The organism is Paucibacter sp. JuS9, assembly GCF_044043925.2.
Lineage (GTDB): Bacteria > Pseudomonadota > Gammaproteobacteria > Burkholderiales > Burkholderiaceae_C > JAUASW01.
Map to the genome: position 1 here is coordinate 4,391,583 of NZ_CP194172.1, position 21,870 is coordinate 4,413,452.

Annotated in this window: 22 protein-coding genes; 9 read left to right on the forward strand and 13 right to left on the reverse strand. The window is 66.9% G+C overall.

Annotation, left to right across the window (positions count from 1 at the left end; translation table 11 throughout):
- Positions 1–15: 15 nt before the first annotated feature.
- Positions 16–555: an RBBP9/YdeN family alpha/beta hydrolase gene (locus tag ABT392_RS19575; protein ID WP_395384853.1), complete on the reverse strand. Its 540-nt coding sequence runs from the start codon at positions 553–555 to the stop codon at positions 16–18.
- A 63-nt stretch (positions 556–618) separates the two neighbouring features.
- On the opposite strand from ABT392_RS19575, the gene argC reads away from it, so the two are divergent.
- Both argC and ABT392_RS19585 read left to right on the forward strand, forming a co-directional pair.
- The gene (argC, locus tag ABT392_RS19580; protein WP_395384852.1) at positions 619–1,563 is read left to right on the forward strand and encodes an N-acetyl-gamma-glutamyl-phosphate reductase; all 945 of its coding nucleotides are present in this window, start codon (positions 619–621) and stop codon (positions 1,561–1,563) included.
- The gene (locus tag ABT392_RS19585; RefSeq protein WP_334277966.1) at positions 1,564–2,001 is read left to right on the forward strand and encodes a GNAT family N-acetyltransferase; all 438 of its coding nucleotides are present in this window, start codon (positions 1,564–1,566) and stop codon (positions 1,999–2,001) included.
- Between the two features lie 98 nt (positions 2,002–2,099).
- Here the strand turns inward: ABT392_RS19585 and ABT392_RS19590 are convergent, their stop codons facing one another.
- The 4 genes from ABT392_RS19590 to mnmG all read right to left on the reverse strand — a co-directional run bounded on the left by ABT392_RS19590 (position 2,100) and on the right by mnmG (position 6,510).
- On the reverse strand, positions 2,100–2,864 hold the full coding sequence (locus ABT392_RS19590) for a GNAT family N-acetyltransferase (RefSeq protein WP_395384851.1): 765 nt from the start codon (positions 2,862–2,864) through the stop codon (positions 2,100–2,102).
- Positions 2,865–2,879: 15 nt separating this feature from the next.
- Positions 2,880–3,647 carry a ParA family protein gene (locus tag ABT392_RS19595; RefSeq protein ID WP_334277964.1) on the reverse strand — a complete coding sequence of 256 codons (768 nt, stop codon included), beginning with the start codon at positions 3,645–3,647 and terminating at the stop codon, positions 2,880–2,882.
- 63 nt (positions 3,648–3,710) lie between these two features.
- The gene (gene rsmG / locus ABT392_RS19600; protein WP_395384850.1) at positions 3,711–4,457 is read right to left on the reverse strand and encodes a 16S rRNA (guanine(527)-N(7))-methyltransferase RsmG; all 747 of its coding nucleotides are present in this window, start codon (positions 4,455–4,457) and stop codon (positions 3,711–3,713) included.
- Positions 4,458–4,530: 73 nt separating this feature from the next.
- Entirely contained in the window at positions 4,531–6,510 is a 1,980-nt protein-coding gene (gene mnmG / locus ABT392_RS19605) for a tRNA uridine-5-carboxymethylaminomethyl(34) synthesis enzyme MnmG (protein WP_395386805.1), read from the reverse strand.
- Positions 6,511–6,622: 112 nt separating this feature from the next.
- Here mnmG and ABT392_RS19610 point away from each other — a divergent pair, with 112 nt between their 5' ends.
- The gene (locus tag ABT392_RS19610) at positions 6,623–6,904 is read left to right on the forward strand and encodes a YkgJ family cysteine cluster protein (RefSeq protein WP_395384849.1); all 282 of its coding nucleotides are present in this window, start codon (positions 6,623–6,625) and stop codon (positions 6,902–6,904) included.
- A gap of 74 nt (positions 6,905–6,978) precedes the next feature.
- A complete protein-coding gene (locus ABT392_RS19615; protein ID WP_395384848.1) occupies positions 6,979–7,413 on the forward strand; it encodes a YciI family protein in 435 nt (144 codons plus the stop codon).
- A 12-nt stretch (positions 7,414–7,425) separates the two neighbouring features.
- On the opposite strand, the gene ABT392_RS19620 is transcribed toward ABT392_RS19615, so the two are convergent.
- From ABT392_RS19620 to ABT392_RS19635, 4 genes are all read right to left on the reverse strand, one after another.
- Positions 7,426–9,543, reverse strand: a complete 2,118-nt coding sequence (locus tag ABT392_RS19620; RefSeq protein ID WP_334277960.1) for a peptidase domain-containing ABC transporter — start codon at positions 9,541–9,543, stop codon at positions 7,426–7,428.
- Positions 9,536–10,783, reverse strand: a complete 1,248-nt coding sequence (locus ABT392_RS19625) for an HlyD family secretion protein (RefSeq protein ID WP_334277959.1) — start codon at positions 10,781–10,783, stop codon at positions 9,536–9,538. Before ABT392_RS19625 ends, ABT392_RS19620 begins: the two co-directional genes overlap by 8 nt.
- A gap of 66 nt (positions 10,784–10,849) precedes the next feature.
- Positions 10,850–11,005, reverse strand: a complete 156-nt coding sequence (locus tag ABT392_RS19630; protein WP_334277958.1) for a hypothetical protein — start codon at positions 11,003–11,005, stop codon at positions 10,850–10,852.
- A gap of 109 nt (positions 11,006–11,114) precedes the next feature.
- Positions 11,115–11,837: a helix-turn-helix transcriptional regulator gene (locus tag ABT392_RS19635; protein WP_395384846.1), complete on the reverse strand. Its 723-nt coding sequence runs from the start codon at positions 11,835–11,837 to the stop codon at positions 11,115–11,117.
- A 117-nt stretch (positions 11,838–11,954) separates the two neighbouring features.
- Here ABT392_RS19635 and ABT392_RS19640 point away from each other — a divergent pair, with 117 nt between their 5' ends.
- Positions 11,955–12,356 carry a hypothetical protein gene (locus ABT392_RS19640; protein ID WP_395384845.1) on the forward strand — a complete coding sequence of 134 codons (402 nt, stop codon included), beginning with the start codon at positions 11,955–11,957 and terminating at the stop codon, positions 12,354–12,356.
- Positions 12,357–12,632: 276 nt separating this feature from the next.
- Here the strand turns inward: ABT392_RS19640 and ABT392_RS19645 are convergent, their stop codons facing one another.
- The 4 genes from ABT392_RS19645 to ABT392_RS19660 form a co-directional block, all read right to left on the reverse strand.
- A complete protein-coding gene (locus ABT392_RS19645) occupies positions 12,633–13,847 on the reverse strand; it encodes an ABC transporter permease (protein ID WP_395384844.1) in 1,215 nt (404 codons plus the stop codon).
- Positions 13,844–14,635 (reverse strand): ABC transporter ATP-binding protein, encoded by a 792-nt coding sequence (locus tag ABT392_RS19650; protein WP_334277954.1) that lies wholly within the window; start codon positions 14,633–14,635, stop codon positions 13,844–13,846. The genes ABT392_RS19645 and ABT392_RS19650 overlap by 4 nt, the downstream gene beginning before the upstream one ends.
- Positions 14,632–16,125: an alpha/beta hydrolase gene (locus ABT392_RS19655; RefSeq protein ID WP_334277952.1), complete on the reverse strand. Its 1,494-nt coding sequence runs from the start codon at positions 16,123–16,125 to the stop codon at positions 14,632–14,634. The genes ABT392_RS19650 and ABT392_RS19655 overlap by 4 nt, the downstream gene beginning before the upstream one ends.
- Positions 16,126–16,283: 158 nt before the next feature.
- Positions 16,284–16,745: a MaoC family dehydratase gene (locus ABT392_RS19660; protein ID WP_334277951.1), complete on the reverse strand. Its 462-nt coding sequence runs from the start codon at positions 16,743–16,745 to the stop codon at positions 16,284–16,286.
- A gap of 78 nt (positions 16,746–16,823) precedes the next feature.
- On the opposite strand from ABT392_RS19660, the gene gstA reads away from it, so the two are divergent.
- The 4 genes from gstA to ABT392_RS19680 all read left to right on the forward strand — a co-directional run bounded on the left by gstA (position 16,824) and on the right by ABT392_RS19680 (position 21,865).
- Positions 16,824–17,432 carry a glutathione transferase GstA gene (gstA, locus tag ABT392_RS19665; protein WP_334277950.1) on the forward strand — a complete coding sequence of 203 codons (609 nt, stop codon included), beginning with the start codon at positions 16,824–16,826 and terminating at the stop codon, positions 17,430–17,432.
- 334 nt (positions 17,433–17,766) lie between these two features.
- A complete protein-coding gene (locus ABT392_RS19670; protein ID WP_395384843.1) occupies positions 17,767–18,462 on the forward strand; it encodes a Crp/Fnr family transcriptional regulator in 696 nt (231 codons plus the stop codon).
- A gap of 129 nt (positions 18,463–18,591) precedes the next feature.
- Positions 18,592–20,130, forward strand: a complete 1,539-nt coding sequence (locus tag ABT392_RS19675; protein WP_395384842.1) for a methyl-accepting chemotaxis protein — start codon at positions 18,592–18,594, stop codon at positions 20,128–20,130.
- Between the two features lies 1 nt (position 20,131).
- A complete protein-coding gene (locus tag ABT392_RS19680) occupies positions 20,132–21,865 on the forward strand; it encodes a putative bifunctional diguanylate cyclase/phosphodiesterase (RefSeq protein WP_395384841.1) in 1,734 nt (577 codons plus the stop codon).
- The last annotated feature ends 5 nt before the right edge of the window (positions 21,866–21,870 follow it).

Genomic DNA, 21,870 nt, shown 5'->3' on the forward strand with positions numbered 1-21,870 from the left:
GGGGGCGATTGTCCCTTACGGGCGCAGTTGATCGAGCAGGGCGCGACCCTCGGGCCAGACGCCCAGGCCGGATTCGCTGTTCAGGTGCCCGCGCGGGCCGGCGTGGACGACCGTGGCACCCCAGGCCGTGGCCAGCGCCGTGGTGCGGTCCAGGGCGCCGTAGGGGTCGTTGCTGCTCAGTACCGCGATGCTTGGAAACGGCAGCCGGCCCAGACGCGGTTGGCGCCAGTTGTGCAATTGCGGCGGAAATTCTTCGCGCTCGGTGTCGGGTGGCGCCACCAGCAGGGCGCCGATCACGCGGCCGGTGTGCTGCGAATGCCCGGCCCAGCCCGCCACCAGATGGCAGCCCAGGCTGTGGGCCACCAGGAGAGCGGGGCGCTTGTCTGTGAGCAACGCCTCGTCGAGCTGGGCCATCCAGTCGCCGCGCCGGGGCCAGAGCCAGTCGTCCTGCTCCACGCGCTCATCGCCATAGCGCTGTTCCCAGTGACTTTGCCAATGCTCGTCACCGGAGTTCTGCCAGCCGGGCAGTATCAACACACGCAGGGAGTCGGACATCTTCTTGGCCTTATGCTTCGCATTCTTCTTTGATTGACTGATTGAATTGTGCTGGAGAGCGGGATGACGAAGTTCGCGGTGTATGTGGATGGCCAGGAGGGCACGACCGGCCTGCGCATCAACGAGTACCTGGCCCAGCGCAGTGACATCGAGGTCCTGAAGATCGACGCCGACAAGCGCAAGGACCCGGCCGAACGCGCCCGCTTGCTGAACGCCGCCGACGTGGCCTTCCTGTGCCTGCCGGACGCCGCCTCGCGCGAAGCGGCGGCCATGATCACGAACCCGAGCACCTGCCTGATCGACGCCAGCACGGCCCACCGCACGGTGCCCGGCTGGGCCTTCGGCCTGCCCGAGCTGGCACCGGCTCAGCGCGAGAAGATCCGCGCCGCCAAGCGCATCGCCAACCCGGGCTGCCATGCCAGCGCCTTCATCCTGGCGGTGCGCCCGCTGGTCGATGCCGGCCTGCTCTCGCCCGATGCCCTGGTCAGCGCCACCTCAATCACCGGCTACTCGGGTGGTGGCAAGTCCATGATTGCCCAATACGAAACGGCAAGTGAGCCCAAGCTGACTTCGCCACGCCCGTACGCCTTGAGCCTGCAGCACAAGCACCTGCCCGAGATGATGGCCCACACGGGCCTCAAGACCGCGCCCGTGTTCATGCCCATCGTCGGCAACTTCTACAAGGGCCTGGCCGTGACCGTGCCGCTGCACCTGAGCCAGTTGCGCGCCGGTGCCAGGGCCGAAGACCTGCATGCGGCCTTGAGCCAGCACTACGAAGGCGAGCGCTTCATCCGCGTGATGCCGCTGCGCGACGCCGAGACGCTGGCCGAAGGCGCTTTCGATGTGCAGGCCTGCAACGACACGAACCGGGTCGACCTGTTCGTGTTCGCTAGCGACACCCAAGCCCTGGTGATGGCTCGCCTGGACAACCTGGGTAAGGGCGCCAGCGGTGCCGCAGTCCAGAGCATGAACGTGCACCTCGGCGTGGACGAAGCACTGGGGCTTTGAGTGAGCGCTGAGAACCGGCGCTGGCAGCTCGGGCTGTCAGCCGAAGACGCCGAGCGCGTCGCCGAAGGTGAGTACGCCTACCGCCAGGCCCATGCCATGGGCGGGCAGCCACAGGCGTTCTCGCTGGGGCTCTATGAAGGCGATGGCGAGGCCCTGGTGGCCGGCCTGACCGGCCACACGGAACTGCGCCGCCTCTTCATCGACCAGGTCTGGGTCGAGGACGAATGGCGCGGCCGTGGTCTCGGCACGGCGGTGATGCGCCGCGCCGAAGCCGAGGCCTTGCGCCTGGGTTGCCTTGATGCCCTGGTCGAGACGCTGTCGGACCGCACGGCCGAATGGTTCGAGAGCCTGGGCTTCACGTGCGTGACCCATGTGCACGACTACCTGCCGGGCTTCACCCGCCACATCCTGATCAAGGTCTGGAAGCCCCGCGACTGAGCATGGGGGTTGTGCGCCCCGTTGCGCTGTTGGCGATGTAATAACAGCGTAAGTGTGAGCGTTTTGGGCCGCTGTCAGGGGCAGCGCTGCTGCGCTCTTCAGTCGGCTGCGGCGGCCGGGTCCTTGCTTCGGTAGTGATAGCGGTAGGCGAACTCGAACCCGAGCCGGGCATAGAGCCGCTTGGCGACGGCGTTGTCGGTGCCCACCTGCAGATAGGCCTGGTAGGCGCCCTGGCGGCGCGCTTCTTTCAGCAGCGCCGCGCAGAGGGTCAGCGCGTGGCCTTGCCCGCGTTGCTCGGGCGGCGTGAAGATGTCGAACAGGCCGACGATGTCATCCTCGACCACGATCTGGCCGAGCGCGAGTAGCTCACCTTCAGCCCCTTCCAGGATGAAGCCCTGGTAGGGCCGAGGTGCGTGGCGCATGCGCTCGGCATGGGCCTCGATGGCGACCTGACTGGAGCCACGCAGCTGGCCCACGGTCGCTGCATAGCGGTCGCCATCCATGGCGCGCAGGCCGGGTGTGGAGGGCAGTTCGTCGAGCGTGGTCCGCACCATCACGTCGGCCCAGTCGAACTCGAACCAGCCCAGGTTCTGCAGCCGCCGGTCCAGGTCGGCCGGCTGGCTGAAGGGCGTGATGCGGATGATCAAGGGCAGGCCGGACTTGGCGAACACCTGGCCGCAGCGCTCCAGCAGCTGGTTCAGCGGCAGCCGTCCTTCGGCCAGTGCGTTGACGCAGCGAGACCGCTTCGCCTTGCCGGGCGAGAGGCGCAAGAGCCATCCGTCGATCTCGGCTTCCTGCGGCGGCGCACTGGCGTTCAGGCCCGCAGCCTCCGCACGGCGGGCGAGGGCGCTGAGCTGGGTCATCGACAGGGCCAGGATCTACTTGCCCAGCCGCCGCACCATCTCGCGCGCGAACTCGACGAAGGCTTGGGCGCCCTTGGACGCCGGGTCGAACACCACGCCCGGCAGGCCGTAGCTCGGCGCCTCGGCCAGGCGCACATTGCGCGGGATCACGGTGTCGAACACCTTCTCGCCGAAGTGGGCCTTCAGCTGTTCGCTGACCTGCTGCTGCAGGGTGATGCGCGGATCGAACATCACGCGCAGCAGGCCGATGATTTCCAGGTCCGGGTTCAGGTTGGCATGCACCTGCTTGATCGTGTTGACCAGATCGGACAGGCCTTCCAGCGCGAAGTACTCGCACTGCATGGGTACGACCACGCCGTGTGCCGAGCACAGGCCGTTCAGGGTCAGCATCGAGAGAGAGGGCGGGCAGTCGATCAGGACGAAGTCGTAGTCGTCGTTGGCGGCCTGCAGTGCGAGCTTGAGGCGCTTCTCCCGACGCTCCAGCTCCACCAGTTCGACCTCGGCGCCGGCCAATTCGCGGTTGGCGCCCAGCACGTCGTAGCCGACCTTGTCATTGCGGGTCTTGGCTTCGGCGATGGAGGCCGACTCCAGCAGCACGTCATAGACGCTCAGCTCCAGCTTGCGCTTGTCGATGCCCGAGCCCATGGTTGCATTGCCCTGCGGGTCCAGGTCCACCACCAGCACGCGCTGTCCGACCTGGGCCAGGCCGGCGGCCAGGTTGACGGTGGTGGTGGTCTTGCCGACCCCGCCCTTTTGATTGGCAATGCAGAAGATCTTGGCCATGGGTTTAGTTCTTTTCTAGTCAGGCGCGATGGTAGCCCGCCGCAGCGGGACCGAAATCCGGAATCACACGCGGGGTTTGATCCAGATGAGACAGCGCTGCGCATCCAGGCCCGGTACCAGCAGTTGTTCCACGTGAAACACGTCGAGGTCCTGTGCTTGGTTCTGCAGGGCGGCCAGCTCGTCTGCGGGGTGTTGGCCCTTCATGGCCAACCAGATTGCGCCCGGCTTCAGGTGTTGCCGAGTCAGCGTCGTGAAGTCCAGCAGCGAGGCGAAGGCGCGTGAGGTGATCAGGTCGAAGGGGGCAGCGCTCAGCTGTTCGACCCGCGAGTGCTCGCCATGCAGGTTCTTCAGACCCAGTTCGGCGGCCACTTGCTTGATGAAGGTGGCCTTCTTGGCGACCGCGTCGACGCAGGTCACGTCGATGGTCGGCTCGCAGATGGCGACAACCACACCCGGCAATCCGCCGCCGCTGCCGACGTCCATCAATCTGAGATGTGAGCCCCCCGTCTGCGAGTACGCAGCCTGCCCCCCGAGGGAGCCAGGCCCTTCTTGGGAGCAGCCCTGCGAAGGGCTTGAGGGCTTGCCAGCGGCATGCCGACGCAGCGCAGGCAAGAGGCTCAAACTGTCCACCAGATGCTGGACCAGCATGGCCTGCGGGTCGCGCACGGCGGTCAGGTTGTAGACCTTGTTCCACTTCTGGATCAGTCCCAGGTAGCTGAGGAGTTGGTCCAGCTGGCTGTCGCTGAGGCTCAGGCCCAGCGTCTGCGCGGCCGCTGCCAGCGGTTGGCGCAAGGGGTTGGCATCTGTCATGTGTTGTGCACCTTTGGCGCTGCGCGCCGTTCCGCCAAGCGGAAATGAGCCCCTACGGGCGGCCGGGCGGGGCTCATGCGGCAGCGTTCGTGTCGTCGTTGGAGGCGGCGGTGGGCGTGTCGAAGAAGCCCTTGAAGCGACCCTTTTTCAGGTGGACCAGGAGCAGCGAGATTGCCGCCGGGGTCACGCCCGAGATGCGCGAAGCCTGGCCCAAGGTCTCGGGCCGGTGCTTGCCGAGCTTCTGCCGGACTTCGAAGGAGAGGGCGGTAACCTGGCCGTAGTCCAGCTCGTCCGGGAGCTTCAGGTGCTCGAAGTGCGCGGCGCGAGCCACATCATCAACCTGCTTGTTGATGTAGCCGGCGTATTTGGTGCTGGTCTCGATCTGCTCGATCACCGCGTCGGCCAGGGTCTGGCCCAGCTCCTCATGCAGTGCGGCGCGCGAAACGCCAAGCTCTGGCCGGGCAATGGCGGCCACTTCGGCCAGCGTGTCGAACACCACGCCGGGCCGGCGAAGCAGGTCGACGAATGTGTATTCGCGCTCCAAGGCTTTGCCCACGAGGCGCTCGGCATCCGCCGCCGGCAGGATGCCGGGGTGCACAAACGTGGACTGCAGCCTCTCTGTTTCACGTGAAACAGCATCGCGCTTGCGGTTGAATGCGTCCCAGCGGGCGTCGTCCACCAGGCCCAGCTGACGGCCGACTTCGGTCAGGCGGGCGTCGGCATTGTCTTCGCGCAGCTGGAGGCGGAACTCGGCCCGGCTGGTGAACATGCGGTAGGGCTCGGTCACACCCTTGGTGATCAGGTCGTCCACCAGCACGCCGAGGTAGGCCTGGTCGCGCGCCGGCAGCCAGGCCTGCTTGCCCTGCACCTGCAGCGCGGCATTCATGCCGGCGAACAGACCTTGGGCCGCCGCCTCTTCATAGCCGGTCGTGCCATTGATCTGGCCGGCAAAGAACAGGCCCTGGATGGCGCGGGTTTCGAAGCTGGACTTCAGCTCACGCGGGTCGAAGTAGTCGTATTCGATGGCATAGCCGGGCCGCAGGATGTGCGCGTGCTCCAGGCCGGGAATCGAGCGCACCGCAGCGAGCTGGATGTCGAAGGGCAGGGAGGTGGAGATGCCGTTCGGGTAGAACTCGTGCGTGGTCAGGCCTTCGGGTTCGAGGAAGATCTGGTGCGAGTCCTTGTCGGCGAAGCGGTTGACCTTGTCTTCGATGGACGGGCAGTAGCGCGGACCGACGCCCTCGATCACACCGGTGAACATGGGGCTGCGCTCGAAGCCCGAGCGGATGATCTCGTGCGTGCGGGCCGAGGTGTGGGTGATCCAGCAGGGCACTTGCTTCGGATGCTGGCCGGCGTGGCCCATGAAGCTGAACACCGGCACTGGACTCAGATCCCCGGGCTGCTCTTCACACTTGGAGAAGTCGATCGTGCGGCCGTCGATGCGCGGCGGCGTGCCGGTCTTGAGCCGGCCCTGCGGCAGCTTCAGCTCCTTCAGGCGGCCCGACAGCGACACCGCCGGAGGATCACCCGCCCGGCCAGCACTGTAGTTCTGCAGGCCGATATGGATGCGGCCATCGAGAAAGGTGCCGGCGGTCAGCACCACGGCGCGGGCGCGGAACTGCAGGCCGCTTTGCGTGACGGCGCCGACCACGCGGTCGCCCTCCACCATCAGATCGTCCACCGCCTGCTGGAACAGCATCAGATTGGCTTGGTTTTCCAGGCGGTGGCGAATGGCGGCCTTGTAGAGGATGCGGTCGGCCTGGGCGCGGGTGGCACGCACGGCCGGGCCCTTGGAGCCATTGAGGATGCGGAACTGGATGCCCGATTCATCAGTGGCCGCGGCCATGGCACCGCCCAGCGCGTCGACCTCCTTCACCAGATGGCCCTTGCCGATACCGCCGATGGACGGGTTGCAGCTCATCTGGCCCAGGGTCTCGATGTTGTGCGTCAGCAGCAGGGTGCTGGCGCCCATGCGCGCAGCGGCCAGCGCGGCCTCGGTGCCGGCATGGCCGCCACCCACCACGATGACGTCGAATTCCTTGGGATAGAGCATCAAGAGCGCCTCGAAATTGCGCCAGGAAGTGGGCGCGGGCAAACCCTGAATTTTACGGGGCGGCTGTGGATAAGTCACGGCCGGGGGCAAGGCCGGCAGCGACAATCTCGCGATGGAATGCCGTGATCATTGCGCCGCCTGCTGCATCGCCCCGTCGATCAGCTCGCCCATCCCTGGCATGCCCCAGGGAAAGCCGGCGGGCGTGCGCTGCGTCCAGCTCGACGATGAAGACCGCTGCAAGATCTTCGGCCACCCGGAGCGGCCTGCTGTCTGCGGCTCTTTGCAGCCCAGCGAGATGATGTGCGGCGAAAGCCGCGAGCAGGCGATGCGCTGGCTGGGCTGGATGGAAAAGGAAACGGCTCCCCGAGGGAGCGGCCCTGCGCTCGGCCAGTGAAGCGAAGCCAGTCGATTCGCAGGGCAGCTGTTCGTCGTCGCTGTATCGAGCCACAAGACATCTGGAGACCAGCCATGCGCTTCATCATCACCGCACAGTCGAACCCCGAGAAAGACCCAGGCGAGCCGCAACCAGGCTTCGATGAAGAGCTGTTCAAGGCCTATATGCGCTTCAACGAGGAGATGCATCAGGCCGGCGTGCTGGTGGCCTCCGAAGGCCTGAACCCCGCAGCGCCCGGTGCCCGCATCGCGGTGGCCAAGGGCAAGCGCTATGTGGTGGACGGCCCTTTCGCCGAGTCCAAGGAGCTGGTCGGCGGCTTCTACCTGATCGAGGTGCCTTCGCTGGAAGAGGCCATCAAGTGGGCCTTGCGGGCGCCCTCCGGCTTTGGTGCGGACGACATCCTGGAAGTCCGTCAACTGACCGGCGCAGGCGACCTGCCGCCCGAGATCCTCCAGCTGATCAATGAAGCGGCGCCGAACTGGAGCGCTTCTGCCTGGCAGTCGCGCTAGCTGCCAACCGACTCAGGCCGACAGGCTGCGCAGGTCCTGCGCTACCCGGCCGCCCTGCAAGGCGATCACCCGCTGTGCCGCCGCGATGGTTTCGGGCCGGTGGGCAATAACGATTTTTGTGAGCGGCAATTGCCGCAGCGAGGCATTGAGCAAGCGCTCGCGTTCGACATCCAATGCGCTGGTCGCTTCGTCCAGCAAGAGAAACTGCGGCCGCTTGTAGAGCGCGCGCGCCAGCAGGATGCGCTGGCGTTGGCCGCCGGAGAGGCTGCTGCCCATGTCGCTGACCAGGCTCTGGTAGGCCATCGGCAGCGCCTCGATGTCTTCGTCCACGCAGGCCAGTCGTGCGCATTCACGCACCCAGGCAGAGTCGGCGCCCGGCTCGAAGAAGCTGATGTTGTCGGCAATGCTGCCGGCGAAGAGCTGGTCGTCCTGCATGACCGTGCCCACGGCCGAACGCCAGCTCTGCAGGCCCAGTTTGGCGAGCGGCTGGCCGCCGACCAGCACCTGGCCGGATTGCGGCTCGTGCATGCCCAGCATCAGCTTCATCAGCGTCGTCTTGCCACAGCCTGAAGGCCCCACCAGAGCGACCGACTCGCCCGGCGCAATGCTGAACGAGCAGCGCTTGATGACCTCCGGCTCGCCATCGGCATAGCGGAACGAGACCTCGCGCAGCTCCAGCGTGGCGCCGGCAGCCAGGGGCAGGGCGGGGCCACGTTGCTCGGGCGCGCTCAGCACGATGTCGGCCAGGCGCTGGCCCTGCAGCTTCAGCATCGCCAGCTCCACGCCCTTGTCTATCAGGCCGGCGAGGCGGTTGCTGAACTGCTCCTTGTAGGCGAGGTAGGCGAACAGCATGCCCACCGACAGCTCACGCTCCAGCACCAGCCAGGCACCGAGGCAAACGATGGCCACGCGCTCCAGCCCGAACAGGAGCTTGTGCGAGACGCCCATCCACAGCTCCAGCCGGCGCATGCTGAGCGAGGCGTTCATCTGCTCCACGACCAGGTTGGAGAAGCGCGCGCTGCGGGCCGGCTCGGCATTGAAGAGCTTGATTGCCGGCGCGCCGCGCAGCGACTCGACGAAAAAGCCGTTCTGCTTGGCCTCGTGCACCAGCTGCTCCTCGGTCGCTTCCTTCAAGGGCGCATAGAAAGCCCAGCGCAGCGCGCCATAGCCGGCCACAGCCAGCAGGGCAACGAGGCTCAGGCGCGGGCTGTACAGCCACATCATGGCCAGCGTCACGATCACCATCAGGCCGTCCAGCACGGCCTCGACGAAGCGCGTCGTCAGCGTGCGTTGGATCTGCTGCACGCTGCCAAAGCGCGACCAGATCTCACCCAGCGAGCGCTTGTCGAACCAGGCCTGCGGCAGCCGCAGGAGATGGGCGAAGACATTGCTGAGCCACTGCAGATTGAGGCTGGCCGACATCGCCAGCACCGCCCAGGAACGCAGGGCGCCCACCGCGACTTGCAGCAGCACGAGCAGGCCGAAGCCCAGGCCCAGCGTGACCAGCAGGTCGCGGTCGGCACCAACAAGCACGCCGTCCACCACCCATTGCAGCAGGAAGGGCGAGAGCAGGACCAGCAGCTCCAGCGCCAGCGCCAGCACCAGGGCCTGGCCCATCGCGCGGCGCAGGCCGCTCACCCGGCCGAGCAGCTGGCGCAGGCTGGGTGCCGGGGCGGCGGCGCGGGTCTGGAAATCGGCGCCCGGCCGCAGCTCCAAGGCAATGCCGGTGAAGTGGCGCGACAGTTCCGCCATCGGCATGGTGCGGCGGCCATGGGCCGGGTCGTGCACGACGACCTGGTCGCCGTTCACCTCGGCCAGCACGATGAAATGCTTGAAGTCCCAATGCAGGATGCAGGGCAGCTGCAGGCGCGCAAGATGCTTGGGTTCGGCCCGCAGGGCGCGGCAGGCCAGGCCCAGGCCATCGGCCATTCGCACGATGTCGGCGGCGGTGCTGCCTTTGAGCGAGACGGAAAACCGCGCCCGCAGCTCGGCCAGGCCGACCTGATGGCCATGCGCGCCGGCCACCATGGCCAGGCAGGCGAGGCCGCATTCCGCAGCTTCGGTCTGCAAGAGCAGGGGCAGGCGGCGGCGCTTGCCCCACTGCAGTTGCGAGAGCAGCGGCTCAGACACGGCGGCCCAAAGCCAGCAGCGGCTCGAAGATCCACTCGATCAGCTTGCGCTTCTCAAGCAGCACATCGGCATCGAGTTGCATGCCGGCAGTGAGTGCCTGCTCTTTGCCAAATGCTGGAACAGACTGACGCTCCAGGGCGACGGTAATCCGGTACAGCGGCTCGCTATGCCCGCCCGCACCCGCCGGCAGCGAGAGTTGGGCCAGCTCCTGCGCCGACAAGGGCGTGCGCGACACCTGCAAGACCCTGCCTCGCTGATGGCCGAACTTCTGGTACGGGAAGGCCTGGTAGCGCAATTGCACTTGCTGCTGCGGATGCACGAAGCCGATGGCGCTGGACGGCGCATAGAGATGGGCCAGCATCGTGGCGTCGCGCGGCAGCACGGTGGCCAGGCGGGAACCAGCGGCGACAGGTTGGCCGGGTTCGGCTTGCACCGTGCTCAGCACGCCATCGGCCGGCGCGCGCACGATCAGCCGGCGCCGGGCCTCGGCCTCCAGCCCCAGGGCCTGCAGTTCGGAGCGTTCCCTCTCGATCTGGCCCTGGCGCGCGGCCGACTCCAGCGGCAGTTCACGGCCTCGGGCCTGCAGGCCGAGCAGCTCTCGTTGCAGGCCTTCACGCTGGCGCTGCAAGTCCTGCTGCTGGACCTGCAGGCCGAGCACCTCCTCTCGCTTGTTCTGGACCTGGGCGGCCGACACGAATTGCTCGCGCTCCAGGGCAACATGCCGCGACAAGCTCTGGCGTGCCAGCGCGAGCCTTTCGCCCTGCAGCTTTTCTGCCTGCTGCAGTTGCTCGATCTCGCGCTGCACGGCCTGGCTGCGCAGGCCGAGGTCTTCGCGCTGGCGCTGCAAAAGCGCCTTCTGCTGTTCGGCCGTCTCAGCCAGCGAGCGCTGGCGTAGCAGCAGGCTGCGGGCCACGCCTTCGCCGCTGCCTTCGCTGGCGCTGTCCAGGCTGAGGACAAAGAGCGCATCGCCCGCCTTGACGGCCTGGCCTTCCTCCACCAGGCGCTGCAGGAGCAGGGCGGCTTGAGGGGAGTTCAGCGGCTGCACGCCGCCGACCGGAATCAGGTGCCCGGTGACCCGTGCCTTGCGGGTGTACTCGCCGATGAAGAGAAAACCGGCCGCCAAGAAAACGGCGCTCACAGCCAGGACCGTGAGCGCCTTGAGTTGCAGAGACTGCTGAACCTGGGCGCTGCCGAGCCATTGATGGTCTTGTGCGGACAGCGCTTCGGTTCTGAATAACATTGCTTTGCCGGCACGGAGACCGGCGGTGATGACAGCGATGTGTTGTTGGGTACCGAAAAGGCTGGCTTACCAGGTGCCCTTCGGAGCATCTCCGGGAGGCGGCGGAGGCGTGCCGCCGTCGCCTTCGCCGTCACCGCCACTGATCAGCTTCAAGAGCTGCGGATCAATTTCGACAGGTTCGTCGGCTTGCGGGCAGAAGTCGAAAGTCTCGGGCTGGTTCATGGCCGTTACTCCAATGGACTCGTGCGGGATGCACAGCCTCATTGCAGCAGCGGGTGGCCGGGCCCATAACTGTCAACTCTTACAGCTTGCCCGGCGCGGGCACAGCCGATCAGCGGATCAGGCCCAGGCGCAGGGCCTTGAGCACCGTCTGGTGCTTGTTGTTGCAGCCCAGCTTCTGGCCGGCATTGCTCAGGTGCAGCACCGCCGTCCGCTCGGTGATGCCGAGGATGGCGCCGACTTCCCAGGCGGTCTTGCCATCCATGGTCCAGCGCAGCACCTCCAGCTCGCGCGGGGTCAGGTGCGGGCGCTCCAGCTGCTGCTCGGGCGGCAGCAGCACGCGCAGGGCCGTGTCCAGGGCATGGACGGCGAACAATTGCAGGTCCGCCACCATGCGGGTGACGTAGGCCGGGTCTTCCGGCAGTGGCTGGTCGCGGTCCACGCCCAGCAGGAAATGCCGCCCCTCGGGCAGGTGCAGGGCCAGGCAGATGCCGGTGCGGTAGCCGAAGCTGGCCTGCGCGTCCCACAGATCGGGGTTGCCGCCGCCGACATAGGTCTGCTGGTCCCAGACGATGGGCACGCTGTAGCGCTTGCAATGCTGCATCACCGGGTCCTGCAGGCCCAGCTGCGGGTTGTGCATGGCTTCGGCAAAGCCCGTGGGGCAGTTGTCGAGGACGATGAATTCAGGTTTGCCCAGCGCATGATCGACCACGGTCATGGCCGAGAAGGTCTGGAAATCCAGCGAATGCGTGAAACGCTCGATCTCGGCGCGGAACTCGGGCTGGCTCTCGGCCCCGAGCACGGCCTGGAAGCGCCCCTGAAGCATTGACCTCATAACGGGATACTGCGGCGCCCGGCGCCCCCCTGACAAGGTTTACAGCTGGCGCCATCGCGCCGTCGCCGCACACTCGCGGCCACGGCGCCACCGGCGCCCCCAGCCCATCGAGACCAGATGTCGACGAACCCTGCCTGGATTGTGTACGCCTGGCCGCGCATTTTGTGCGCCGTGGAGGCCTTGTCCGGTCTGCAATTCGCGCACCTAAGCACCCAAGTGCTGGTGGCCGGCGCCGGCCGACGACCGTCAAGCGGCCAGACGCTGTGGCTGAGCCGCTCGGGGGAATCGGCGGCGGGCGTTGCCTGGGACTGGGTCAGCCAGCCGCCGGGCATGGTGGCCCTGGCCGATCCGATGGCCCTGGTCAGCAACATCCAGCTGCTCAACGAAGACGGCGAGGTGCTGGCGCCGATGGAGCTGGCCCTGGAGCTCAACGGCGTGGTGCACGGGCTGCCCTGGCAGGACCAGGTGCAGCGCGCGCTTCAGTCCGGCCTGAAGGCACCCGTCACTTCACCCGCATAAATTGGCGGGTCGAGCGCCGGGCTGCTCCCAAGCCGGCCCGCCTCAGGCGATGTGCTTGCCGGTCAACCCGGCAAGCATCGCCGCCATCGGCCAGAGGCCGATGGCCTTCCGTAGGCATGAACAGTCCGCAGGGACTGTTCACGTCCGACCCCAGTCCCCTTGGGGGAGAGAGTGCCGCGGCTCCGATCCCGCCTGCGCGGGATTGGACGGCACGAGCGCCATCGTCGTCCCGACGATGGCCGTCCAAGGTACGCCTTGGACGAGGGGCTCACCATCTCATCGGGCAACGGCGGAGCGCATCGAGCGGGCCACGTCCCAGAGGCAGACGGCCGTCAGTGCGATGCCCACCAGGGCCGGCTGGGCCAGGCGCCACAGGGCCGGCGTTTCGCCCTTGAGCACTTCCATCATCAGCGTGTTCTGGGCCAGGCCCGGCAGCCACAGGTACCAGGCGGCTTCGCCGCCCGGATTGAAGATGCTGACCATGGGCGCCAGGCTCACCACCGTCATCACCAGGGCGCTGCTGGCTTGCGCTTCCTTGAAGGTCTTGGAGCGGATCGCCAGCGCCATCAAGAGAGCACCGATACCGGCCGCCAGCGGCAGCTGCAGGAGCAGGAAAGCCAGCACCTCACGCGGGCCGAAGCTGAACATCGCCTGCAGGCTGTCGCTCTTGATCAACATCTGCGCCGGTACGAAGCTCAGGTCGGCCAGCAAGGCCACGGCCATGCCCATCAGCGCCACCGCGCCCCACTTGCCGAGCACCGTGGCAATCGGGTGGATGGGGTTCATCATCAGCGGCTCCAGCGAGCCGCGTTCGCGCTCACCGGCGGTGCTGTCCAGCGCGGCCGTCATGCAGCCGTAGAGCACGGCCATCATGATGAACATCGGCACCATGCTGGTCAGGTTGGACGCGCGGGCCTGCGGGTTGGCGAGATCGCGCTCCTGCACCTCCACCGGTTGCAGCAGGTCTCCCGGCACGCCGCGCAAGGCGAGCGTCAGACCTGCCCGTTCCTGGGCGAAGCCGCTCAAGAGGCGCTGCACCACCCGCGCGCCGGCACTGGCACGCTGGTTGGCACCGTCCGACACCACTTCGAGCGCTGGCTTGTCGCCTTCCAGCAGTTCCTGCTCGAAGTTCTTGGGGATCACCAGCACGGGCTCCAGCAGCTTGCTGTTGCGCAGCTGGGCCTCGTAGTCGGCCGGCGCTTCCTTGATGGTGTAGGTCTGGCGTTCCAGGTAGTTGCGCAGCGTCGGCGCATGTTCGATGCCGACGACGGTGATCTCGCGTCGCTCGGCGCGCTCCTCGAAGGAAGCGATGAGGCCGGTCATCATCAGCAGCATCAAGGGGCCCATCACCACGGCCGGAATCAGGATGCGGGCCAGCGTGCGGCGGTCGCGCGTCGCGTCGACCAGTTCCTTCAGGAACACCACCCAGGCGGCGCTGCGGATGCCATGCGTGATGCGGTGGGCGATGTTGTTCATGGTGGTCGTGCTCATGCGGCAACTCCCTCTTTGTTCGCAAAGGCCAGCTTGACGAAGGCGTCTTCGAAGCGGCTCTCACCGGCTTGCGCCAGCAGTTCTTCCACCGAGCCCTCGGCCACGCTGCGGCCGGCGGAGACGATGATCACGCGGTCGCACAGCAGCTCGACCTCTTGCATGATGTGTGTCGAAAAGACGATGCACTTGGCGCCGCCCGCAGGCGAGCGCAGATGGCGCAGCGTCTCGCGCAATGAGCGCGTGGCCAGCACGTCGAGGCCGTTGGTGGGCTCGTCCAGCACGATGTTGGCCGGGTCATGCACCAGGGCGCGGGCCAGCGATGTCTTCATGCGTTCGCCCTGGCTGAAGCCGTCGGTGCGGCGTTCCAGCAGCGGCTTCATGTCCAGCATCTCGGCGAGCTGCTCGGCACGCTGGTTGGCGGCATCCCGGCTCATGCCTTGCAGGCGCCCGTAGTAGACGATGTTCTCGCGCGCCGAGAGCCTCGGGTACAGGCCATGCGCATCGCTCAGGATGCCCATGCGGGCGAGTGCTGCCTGGCCGGTGGGCAGGCCGTCCACGGTGATGCTGCCGGAGTCCGGCTTGAACAGGCCGCCGAGCATGCGCAAGGTGGTGGTCTTGCCGGCGCCGTTGGGGCCCAGGAGGCCGGTGATGCGGCCGTCGGCGGCTTCCACGTTGATGCCTTGCACGGCCTTGATGACTTGCTTTGGCGCCTTCTTGAACGACAGCGACATGCCGCCGCCCGTTGCCTTGACGCTGAAGCTCTTGTGAAGCTGTTCGATCTTGATCATTTTTTGCTTTCGCTCCGCTCGGCGGGAATGGGCAGGAAGGCGGTCGGGCGCGGTATCTTGGCGGCGCAGCTGGCATCGACCTTCAGCGCCGCAGCGTCTTCCTTGGCGTCGATGAAGCGGAACAGCACGTCGCGCATGCAGCCCAAGCTCATCACGCCGTGGCCGGCCTCGGCCACGACCACATGCACGGCATTCGGACCCAGGGCCTTGGTGATGCGTTCGCCATGGCGCGGCGGTGTCACCGGATCGGCACCGCCGCTCAGCACCAGGGCGGGTGCCGGCGAGGCCTTGACCTGGAAGAACTCGGCCGGCACCTGGCCCTGCGGCCAGTTCTTGCAGACGGCGCGGTAGTACTGCGCGTCGCTGTCGCCGAAGTCGGCGCCGGGCTTGTCGGTGGCGGAGGCCAGGCGCGGATAGTCCTCGGCGCAGACCACAGAGAAGTGCATGCCCATGGCCAACTGGCTCTTGCGCGAACCGCCGCCGCCAACGAGGCCCATCAGGCCTTCAAAGCGTCCTTCGGCGGCAGCCGAGATTGCAGCGGGCAGGGCGGCCGCACTGGCCGGGTTGTAGAGCGGCAGGCGCACGGCTGACAGCAGCATGCGGCGGCTCAGCTCGAAGCGCTCGGGCAGGCCGGTGCGCGGGTTGGTGACGCTGATCTGGCGCGGCAGGCTGGCCAGCAGCGCGGTCCATTGCTGGCGCAGGTTCGGGAAGCTCTTGCTGCAGGCGGCATCCTTCTCGCAGGCGTTCAGAGCGGCTTCGAGTGCGGCCTGGCCATCGGTGGAGAAGCTGGCCGGCAGGGTCATGTCGGGCGGCGCCACGCCATCGATCACCATGCGGCGCACCTGCTGCGGGAACTGGCGCTGCAGCTCCAGCGCGGCGCGCGTGCCGTAGGAGCCGCCGATCACGTTCCAGCTGGGTGCGCCGAGCTGTTGGCGCACGGCGTCCATGTCCTGCATGGCGATGGTGGTCGTGTAGAAGCGCATGTCGCCGTGCGGCAATTTGGCGAGGCTGTCGCGGCACTGCTCGATGCGCTGCAGCTGCCGTGCCGGGTCGGCCGACTCGGCGGCGCTCAGATGGCGGTCGTCAGGGCATTCCAGCGGCGCGGAGCGTCCGGTGCCGCGCTGGTCGACGAAGACCAGGTCGCGGCGGTTGTTCATGCGGGAGAGGCGGTTCAACACCATGGGCGCGATGTTGATCGCGCTCTGGCCCGGGCCGCCGGCCAGGAACAGCACCGGGTCGGTCAGCTTGTTGCGGGCCAGGGCCGGCACGACGACGTAGTGAACGTCGATCTGCGTGCCGTCCGGCTTGGCCGGGTCGAGCGGGCGCTTGACACTGCCGCATTGCAGCTCATTGGCCACGCCGGCGATGCGGCAGGCTTTGGTGGGGGCGCTGTCGGCGGCCTGCGCTGCCGCGGCCAGGGCCATCAGGGCCCCGGCGGCGAGCAGGGCCCGTCCGGCGTTTCTTCTCTTCTTGTACGGTTGCTGATTCACACCGTTCTCCTCGCTAGGTTGGAACGGGGCGGATTATCAGCAGCGCTCGTCGGCCGCCCATGGGTGTTTGCGGCAGTTGGCCGAAGCCGGCGCTGAATGGCGGGATCGCCCGGCCGAATGGCTGGCTAGCTGCGCGAATGGCGGGCTGGCTCGATTGATCAGCTGTCGTTGCCCGCCTCGCGGCGGCCGAACATGCCCCAGCCTTCCATGGTCAGTACCGGCTCGCCCCGCTGATTGCGCACCTGCCATTCGGAGCGCACCAGGCCGATGGCCGGCCGGCTCTGGCTGGCGCGGGCCTCCCGCACCACCATGCGCACACTCAGGGTGTCGCCGGGACGCACCGGTTTGAGCCAGCGCAGCTTGTCGATGCCGGGCGAGCCCTGGCTGGTCGAGTCCAGCAGGTAGGCATCGCACATCAGCCGCATCACCATGGCGCAGGTGTGCCAGCCGCTGACCGAAAGACCGCCGAGCACCGAGGCATTCGCGGCCTCCTCGTCCAGGTGCAGGGGTTGCGGGTCATAGGCGGCTGCGAAGCGCTGGCCCTCCTCGCGGTCGACAAGGCAGCTGCCGCAGTCGAGCTCGAAACCGACCGGGAAATCTTCGAAGGCATAGCGTGGCATGGCGGGTTCCGGGTGGTTCTGCAAGGGCATTCATTCAGCCGTATGGTTTCGCCTTTGTCCACCCTGAAAGCCCTGACGATGAAGCTCTATTACAGCCCCGGCGCCTGTTCCCTGTCCCCGCACATCGTGCTGCGCGAGGCCGGCCTGCCGGTCGAACTGCTGCTGGCCAGCACCAAGACCAAGAAGCTGCAGGACGGCAGCGACTTCTACGCCATCAATGCCAAGGGCTCGGTGCCCGTGCTGGAGCTGGACAACGGCGAGCGCCTGACCGAAGGCCCGGCCATCGTGCAATACATCGCCGACCAGGTGCCGGCCAAGAACCTCGCCCCGGCCAATGGCACCTGGCCGCGCTACCGTCTGCAGGAGTGGCTGAACTTCGTCACCAGCGAGCTGCACAAGGGCTTCTCGCCCCTGTTCAACCCGGCCGTGCCGGAAGAATCCAAGGCCATCTCGCGCGCCAAGCTGATCGAGCGCCTGAGCTGGGTCGATGAGCAGCTGGAAGGCCAGCAGTACCTGATGGGCGACACCTTCACGGTGGCCGATGCCTATCTGTTCACCGTCACCAACTGGGCCAAGCTGGTGGGCGTGGACATCACGGGCCTGGCCTCGCTGGCCGCCTACCGTGAGCGCGTTGGCGCACGCCCGGCCGTGGTCGAGGCGATGAAGGCCGAAGGCCTCTTGAAGTAAGGCCATGTTGGCGGCAGGCTTCACTAACTATGTAATGGCGCACCTTCAGGTTGGGTCAATTGGTTTGTGGAGCCCGTACGAATTCTTGTTTCAAAGTAATTGCGGCATAGGTCAAGGTTATTGAGCGACCCTGGCAGACGGCCCTGGCTTGCCCCCCAATTGAGGGGCCGACATGCCCTTCGTGCGCATTCGCACGGCAGGCTGTGATCCAGGTCACAGCAAGCGCGTGAACTGCTTCTCACAATCGTTCGCCGGTGATGGTCACAGGCAGGCGAGGTTGTAGCGTGGTTGTAGCGAGGCAGCAGTTGGCGTGGGCAAGTCAGGAACTGGAGGCGTGAGTCATCGTGCACCACCTTGCGCCCAATGCGTGGTGGCTGGTCAATGTCCGATCGCCAGCTTTCGTGAGCTGGCGCTGTCCAGCCTTGCTGGCGAGGTCGTAGTCCGCAACTACCGTCGTGGAACGGTGATGCAACGCGAGGGCGAGCACGCAGCTTGCCTAAGCTATGTGAAGTCGGGTCTGCTTGCGGTGCGTCAGGCTGACGCGGAGGGACGCGAACCGGCCATCGCTTGCATCGGGCACGGTAACCTGCTCGGGCAATCGGAAGTGCTGGGCCAACCCTCGATATTCACGATCGAGGCCCTCACGCCGGTTTCTGTGTGTGAGTTTCCTGTCGCCCTGCTGGAAGAGGTCTGCGCGACCCGAGGACCGTCGGCGCTGCCTGGGCTGCTCGCCCATCACTCGCGCATGGTCGTCGGCACGCTGGCCGCGTGGAGCCGCCTGGTGCGGTTGGCGGGTCTGGAGCAACGCCTCGCAATGGCCGTGCAACTGGTGGCCGCAATGCAGCCGGCCCGTTCCACGCAGCTGCCTTCCCAGGGTGCGCTTGCGGAACTGCTGAATGTCACCCGCGAGAGCGTGAATCGGACTTGGCGCCTGTTCGTGGAGCAGGGCATCGTGCGTCGGCCGCACCATCACGGCGTCGATCTGGACCTGGACAAGCTGGAGCGCCTGCTGAGATCACCCCAGGACTGAGTGCAGCCTGCCTGTGCGCTGGCTCACAGCGCTGGTTGACCCAGAGCAAACGGCGGCGGATGCGCCGGACAGAATCGGCCTCGCCATGGCGGCATGGGAGCTGCCGGGTGAGCAGGGAGACCGAAAACAATGCATGTGACCCAGCGGGAGTTCAAATACGCACCCGATGCCACGTTGATGTCGACCACGGATGAGCACAGCAACATCCTGTACGCCAATGCGGCCTTTGTGTCGGTCAGCGGTTATGCCGCCGACACGCTGATGGGCCAGCCGCACAAGCTGGTGCGGCATCCCGACATGCCCAAGCAGGCGTTTGCCGACATGTGGGCCACGCTGCGTCGAGGCCAGGCCTGGACGGGGCTGGTGAAGAACAGGCGCTGCGACGGCGATCATTACTGGGTGCGCGCCAATGTGGCGCCGGTGGTGCGGGCGGGCCGGGTGTCGGGCTATATCTCGGTACGGACCCATCCCACCCGCGACGAGATCAGCTCGGCAGAGGCGCTCTACAAGGATGTTCGTGACGGACATGCGCGGCGCCTCGCCTTCTTCCAGGGCCTGGTGCTGCGCACCGGCTGGCATGCCTGGCGCGACAGGCTCAAGACACTGTCGGTAGCCAAGCAGATCCGCCTTACCCTCTGGCCCTTGTGCCCGCTCGTGCTGGGCCTGAGCTGGTGGGCCGGGCTGCAGGGGCTGCCCCTTGCGGCGGTGGCCTTGGTGTTTGCCTCGGCGCTGGCCATGGCGGACATCATCTTGCAGCGGCAACTCGCGCGACCTTTGCGGCAGGTAGCGAGCCAGGCCGCCGCCGTGGCAGCAGGCCATTTCGACGCGAATGTGCGCATGGACCGGGTCGACGATATCGGCATGCTGCTGCGTTCTGTCAATCAGGCGGGCCTGAACGTGCGTGCGCTGGTGGCCGATGTCGGCGAGCAGACGCAGGGCCTGCAGATGGCGGCTCGGCAGGTCGAGGCGGCCAGCGCAGACCTTGGCGCGCGCACCGAGCAAACCTCGGCCAGCCTCGCTGAAGCGGCAGCTGCGCTGACGGAGTTGAGCAGCAGCGTGGGCTTGAACGCACAGACGGCTGAGCAGGCCAGCCATGCGGCGGCATCGATGGCGGCTTCGGTGGACGGTGTGGGCCGGCGGGTTGTCGCCGTCGACGCCACCATGCAGCAGATCAGCCAGGCCAGCGTGCGCATCGGCGACATCATCGGCGTGATCGACGGCATTGCATTCCAGACCAATCTGCTGGCGCTCAATGCGGCGGTGGAAGCCGCACGCGCCGGTGAGCAGGGGCGCGGATTTGCCGTCGTGGCCGCCGAAGTGCGCGGCCTGGCTCAACGCAGCCAGCAGGCTGCGCGCGAGATCAAGGGGCTCATCCATGACAGCGGCGAGCGGGTGAATGCTGGCGCAGCGCTGGTGGGTGCTTCCCGCCAGGCTATGGACGCACTGGTAGCGCAGGTGCGGCAGGCCACTGGGCTGATCAACTCGATCAGCGCGGCAAACACCGAGCAGGCGCGTGCAGTGCAGGAGGTCAGTGGTCGGGTTGAGGAACTCGACCGCATGACTCAGCAGAACGCGGCCATGGCCGAGCAGTCGATTGCTGCGGCCCAGTTGATGCGCACACAGTCCGACTGGCTGGTGCGGGCCGTGGGCGTGTTCAGCAATGGTTGAGATGAGCTCGGGCCGTTCGCTGCCTTGGGAGCAAGTGGTTCATCTGCTGGGCCTGATTCCCGACGGTGTCCTGATCATCGACGAGCAGGGCTGCATCATTACCGCCAACGAAGCCCTGTTGAACCTGGCCGGCTACACGCTTGACGAGCTCGGCGGTCAGCCGCTGGCGATGCTGCTGCCGCCGTTGGCCCGTCCCGGGCACCAGGCGCAGATCGAGCGCTTCTTTGCCGCGCCGCAGGGGCGCGCCATGGGCCGCATACCGGACCTCAACCTGTGGCATCGAGAGGGCCATGCAGTGGCGGTGGGCATCAGCCTGGGCATGGTGCGCCGTGGCGAAGACGCACTGGCACTCGCGGTGGTGCGCGACATGCGGGAGCTGCGCGCGATGCACGAGCGCATGCAGTACCTCGCCATGCATGATGAACTAACCGGCCTGTACAGCCGGCACATGTTCGGGGAGATGCTCAGCCAGTCCCTGGTGCAGTCCCGGCGCAGCGGCCAGACGCTGGCCTTGCTGCTGATCGACCTGGACGACTTCAAGTCGGTCAATGACGGGCATGGGCATCATGTGGGTGATCGCCTGTTGCAGGAGGTGGCGCAACGAATGCGCGCCGCCTTGCGGGCCGGTGATGCGCTGGCGCGGCTGGGTGGCGACGAATTTGCCGTCCTGCTGCGCGACCCGGCGGACCTCGCTTCACCGCAGGCAGTGGCGGTCAAGCTGCTCGCGGCAATCTGTCGACCCTGGCGGCATGGCCACCACGATGCTAGTCCGGGCGCCAGCATTGGCGTCGTGTTCGCGCCTGCGGACGGAGAAGATGCCGATACCTTGATGCGTCATGCCGACATGGCCATGTACCGTGCCAAGGAGGCTGGCCGCGGCACCTATGCTGTCTTCGATGCCGGCATGGCGCTGCAGATCGAAGAGAAGGCATTGCTCCAGGGGCGCCTCAAGCGCGCCATCGAGAGTGATGCCTTGCGCCTGCATTACCAACCTCAGCTGTGCGCTCGCAGCGGTCGCGTGGTCGGCGTTGAAGCCCTGCTGCGCTGGAAGGACTCGGAGCTCGGCGAAGTGCCGCCGGCTCGCTTCGTGGCCGTGGCCGAAAGCTCGGGCCTGGTGCAGAGCCTGGGCGAATGGGTCGTCGACTCGGCCTGTCGGCAGATCATGCAGTGGCGCACCCAGGGCCTTGCCTTGCGGGTGGCAATCAACGTCTCAGTGCATCAGCTGCGTCAGGCAAGCTTTGCCGAGCGGCTGCTGAAGGCGCTGGCGCACTTGCAGGTGCCCCCGGCGCTGCTGGAGCTGGAGATCACCGAGACCGCGGCCATGACCCATGTGGATCAGACGCAGGCGCTCTTGCGGCACCTGGCCGGGCATGGCGTGCAACTCGCGCTGGATGACTTCGGCATGGGCTACTCCTCGCTCGGTCATCTTCGCGACATGCCGGTCTCGCGGCTCAAGATGGATCGCAGCTATATCCAGGGCATCACGGAGCATGCGCAGGATGCGGTTCTGGCGCGCGCAATCATTGGCCTGGCCAAGACCTTGGGCAAGATCGTGGTTGCCGAGGGCGTCGAGACCGAGGCGCAGCGCACCTTCCTGCAGCAGGAAGGCTGCGATGAGCTGCAGGGCTGGCTGTTCGGGCGAGCGGTTCCGGCCGAGGAGATACCGGCCTTGCTGGCACGCATCGAGCGGCAGGCGGCGCAGCCCAGCCTGTGTGGTTTTCGCCGCCGTGCCTAGCTCGC

Excerpts from the sequence above, each read along its gene's own strand:
- gstA (WP_334277950.1), top strand. The coding sequence starts at position 16,824 with ATGAAGCTCTATTACAGCCCCGGCGCCTGTTCCCTGTCCCCGCACATC.
- argC (WP_395384852.1), top strand. The coding sequence starts at position 619 with ATGACGAAGTTCGCGGTGTATGTGGATGGCCAGGAGGGCACGACCGGC.
- ABT392_RS19590 (WP_395384851.1), bottom strand. The coding sequence starts at position 2,864 with ATGACCCAGCTCAGCGCCCTCGCCCGCCGTGCGGAGGCTGCGGGCCTG.
- mnmG (WP_395386805.1), bottom strand. The coding sequence starts at position 6,510 with ATGCTCTATCCCAAGGAATTCGACGTCATCGTGGTGGGTGGCGGCCAT.
- ABT392_RS19630 (WP_334277958.1), bottom strand. The coding sequence starts at position 11,005 with ATGAACCAGCCCGAGACTTTCGACTTCTGCCCGCAAGCCGACGAACCT.
- ABT392_RS19660 (WP_334277951.1), bottom strand. The coding sequence starts at position 16,745 with ATGCCACGCTATGCCTTCGAAGATTTCCCGGTCGGTTTCGAGCTCGAC.
- ABT392_RS19625 (WP_334277959.1), bottom strand. The coding sequence starts at position 10,783 with ATGTTATTCAGAACCGAAGCGCTGTCCGCACAAGACCATCAATGGCTC.
- ABT392_RS19615 (WP_395384848.1), top strand. The coding sequence starts at position 6,979 with ATGCGCTTCATCATCACCGCACAGTCGAACCCCGAGAAAGACCCAGGC.
- ABT392_RS19675 (WP_395384842.1), top strand. The coding sequence starts at position 18,592 with ATGCATGTGACCCAGCGGGAGTTCAAATACGCACCCGATGCCACGTTG.
- ABT392_RS19575 (WP_395384853.1), bottom strand. The coding sequence starts at position 555 with ATGTCCGACTCCCTGCGTGTGTTGATACTGCCCGGCTGGCAGAACTCC.
- ABT392_RS19645 (WP_395384844.1), bottom strand. The coding sequence starts at position 13,847 with ATGAGCACGACCACCATGAACAACATCGCCCACCGCATCACGCATGGC.
- rsmG (WP_395384850.1), bottom strand. The coding sequence starts at position 4,457 with ATGACAGATGCCAACCCCTTGCGCCAACCGCTGGCAGCGGCCGCGCAG.
- ABT392_RS19640 (WP_395384845.1), top strand. The coding sequence starts at position 11,955 with ATGTCGACGAACCCTGCCTGGATTGTGTACGCCTGGCCGCGCATTTTG.
- ABT392_RS19610 (WP_395384849.1), top strand. The coding sequence starts at position 6,623 with ATGGAATGCCGTGATCATTGCGCCGCCTGCTGCATCGCCCCGTCGATC.
- ABT392_RS19680 (WP_395384841.1), top strand. The coding sequence starts at position 20,132 with ATGAGCTCGGGCCGTTCGCTGCCTTGGGAGCAAGTGGTTCATCTGCTG.
- ABT392_RS19595 (WP_334277964.1), bottom strand. The coding sequence starts at position 3,647 with ATGGCCAAGATCTTCTGCATTGCCAATCAAAAGGGCGGGGTCGGCAAG.
- ABT392_RS19650 (WP_334277954.1), bottom strand. The coding sequence starts at position 14,635 with ATGATCAAGATCGAACAGCTTCACAAGAGCTTCAGCGTCAAGGCAACG.
- ABT392_RS19635 (WP_395384846.1), bottom strand. The coding sequence starts at position 11,837 with ATGAGGTCAATGCTTCAGGGGCGCTTCCAGGCCGTGCTCGGGGCCGAG.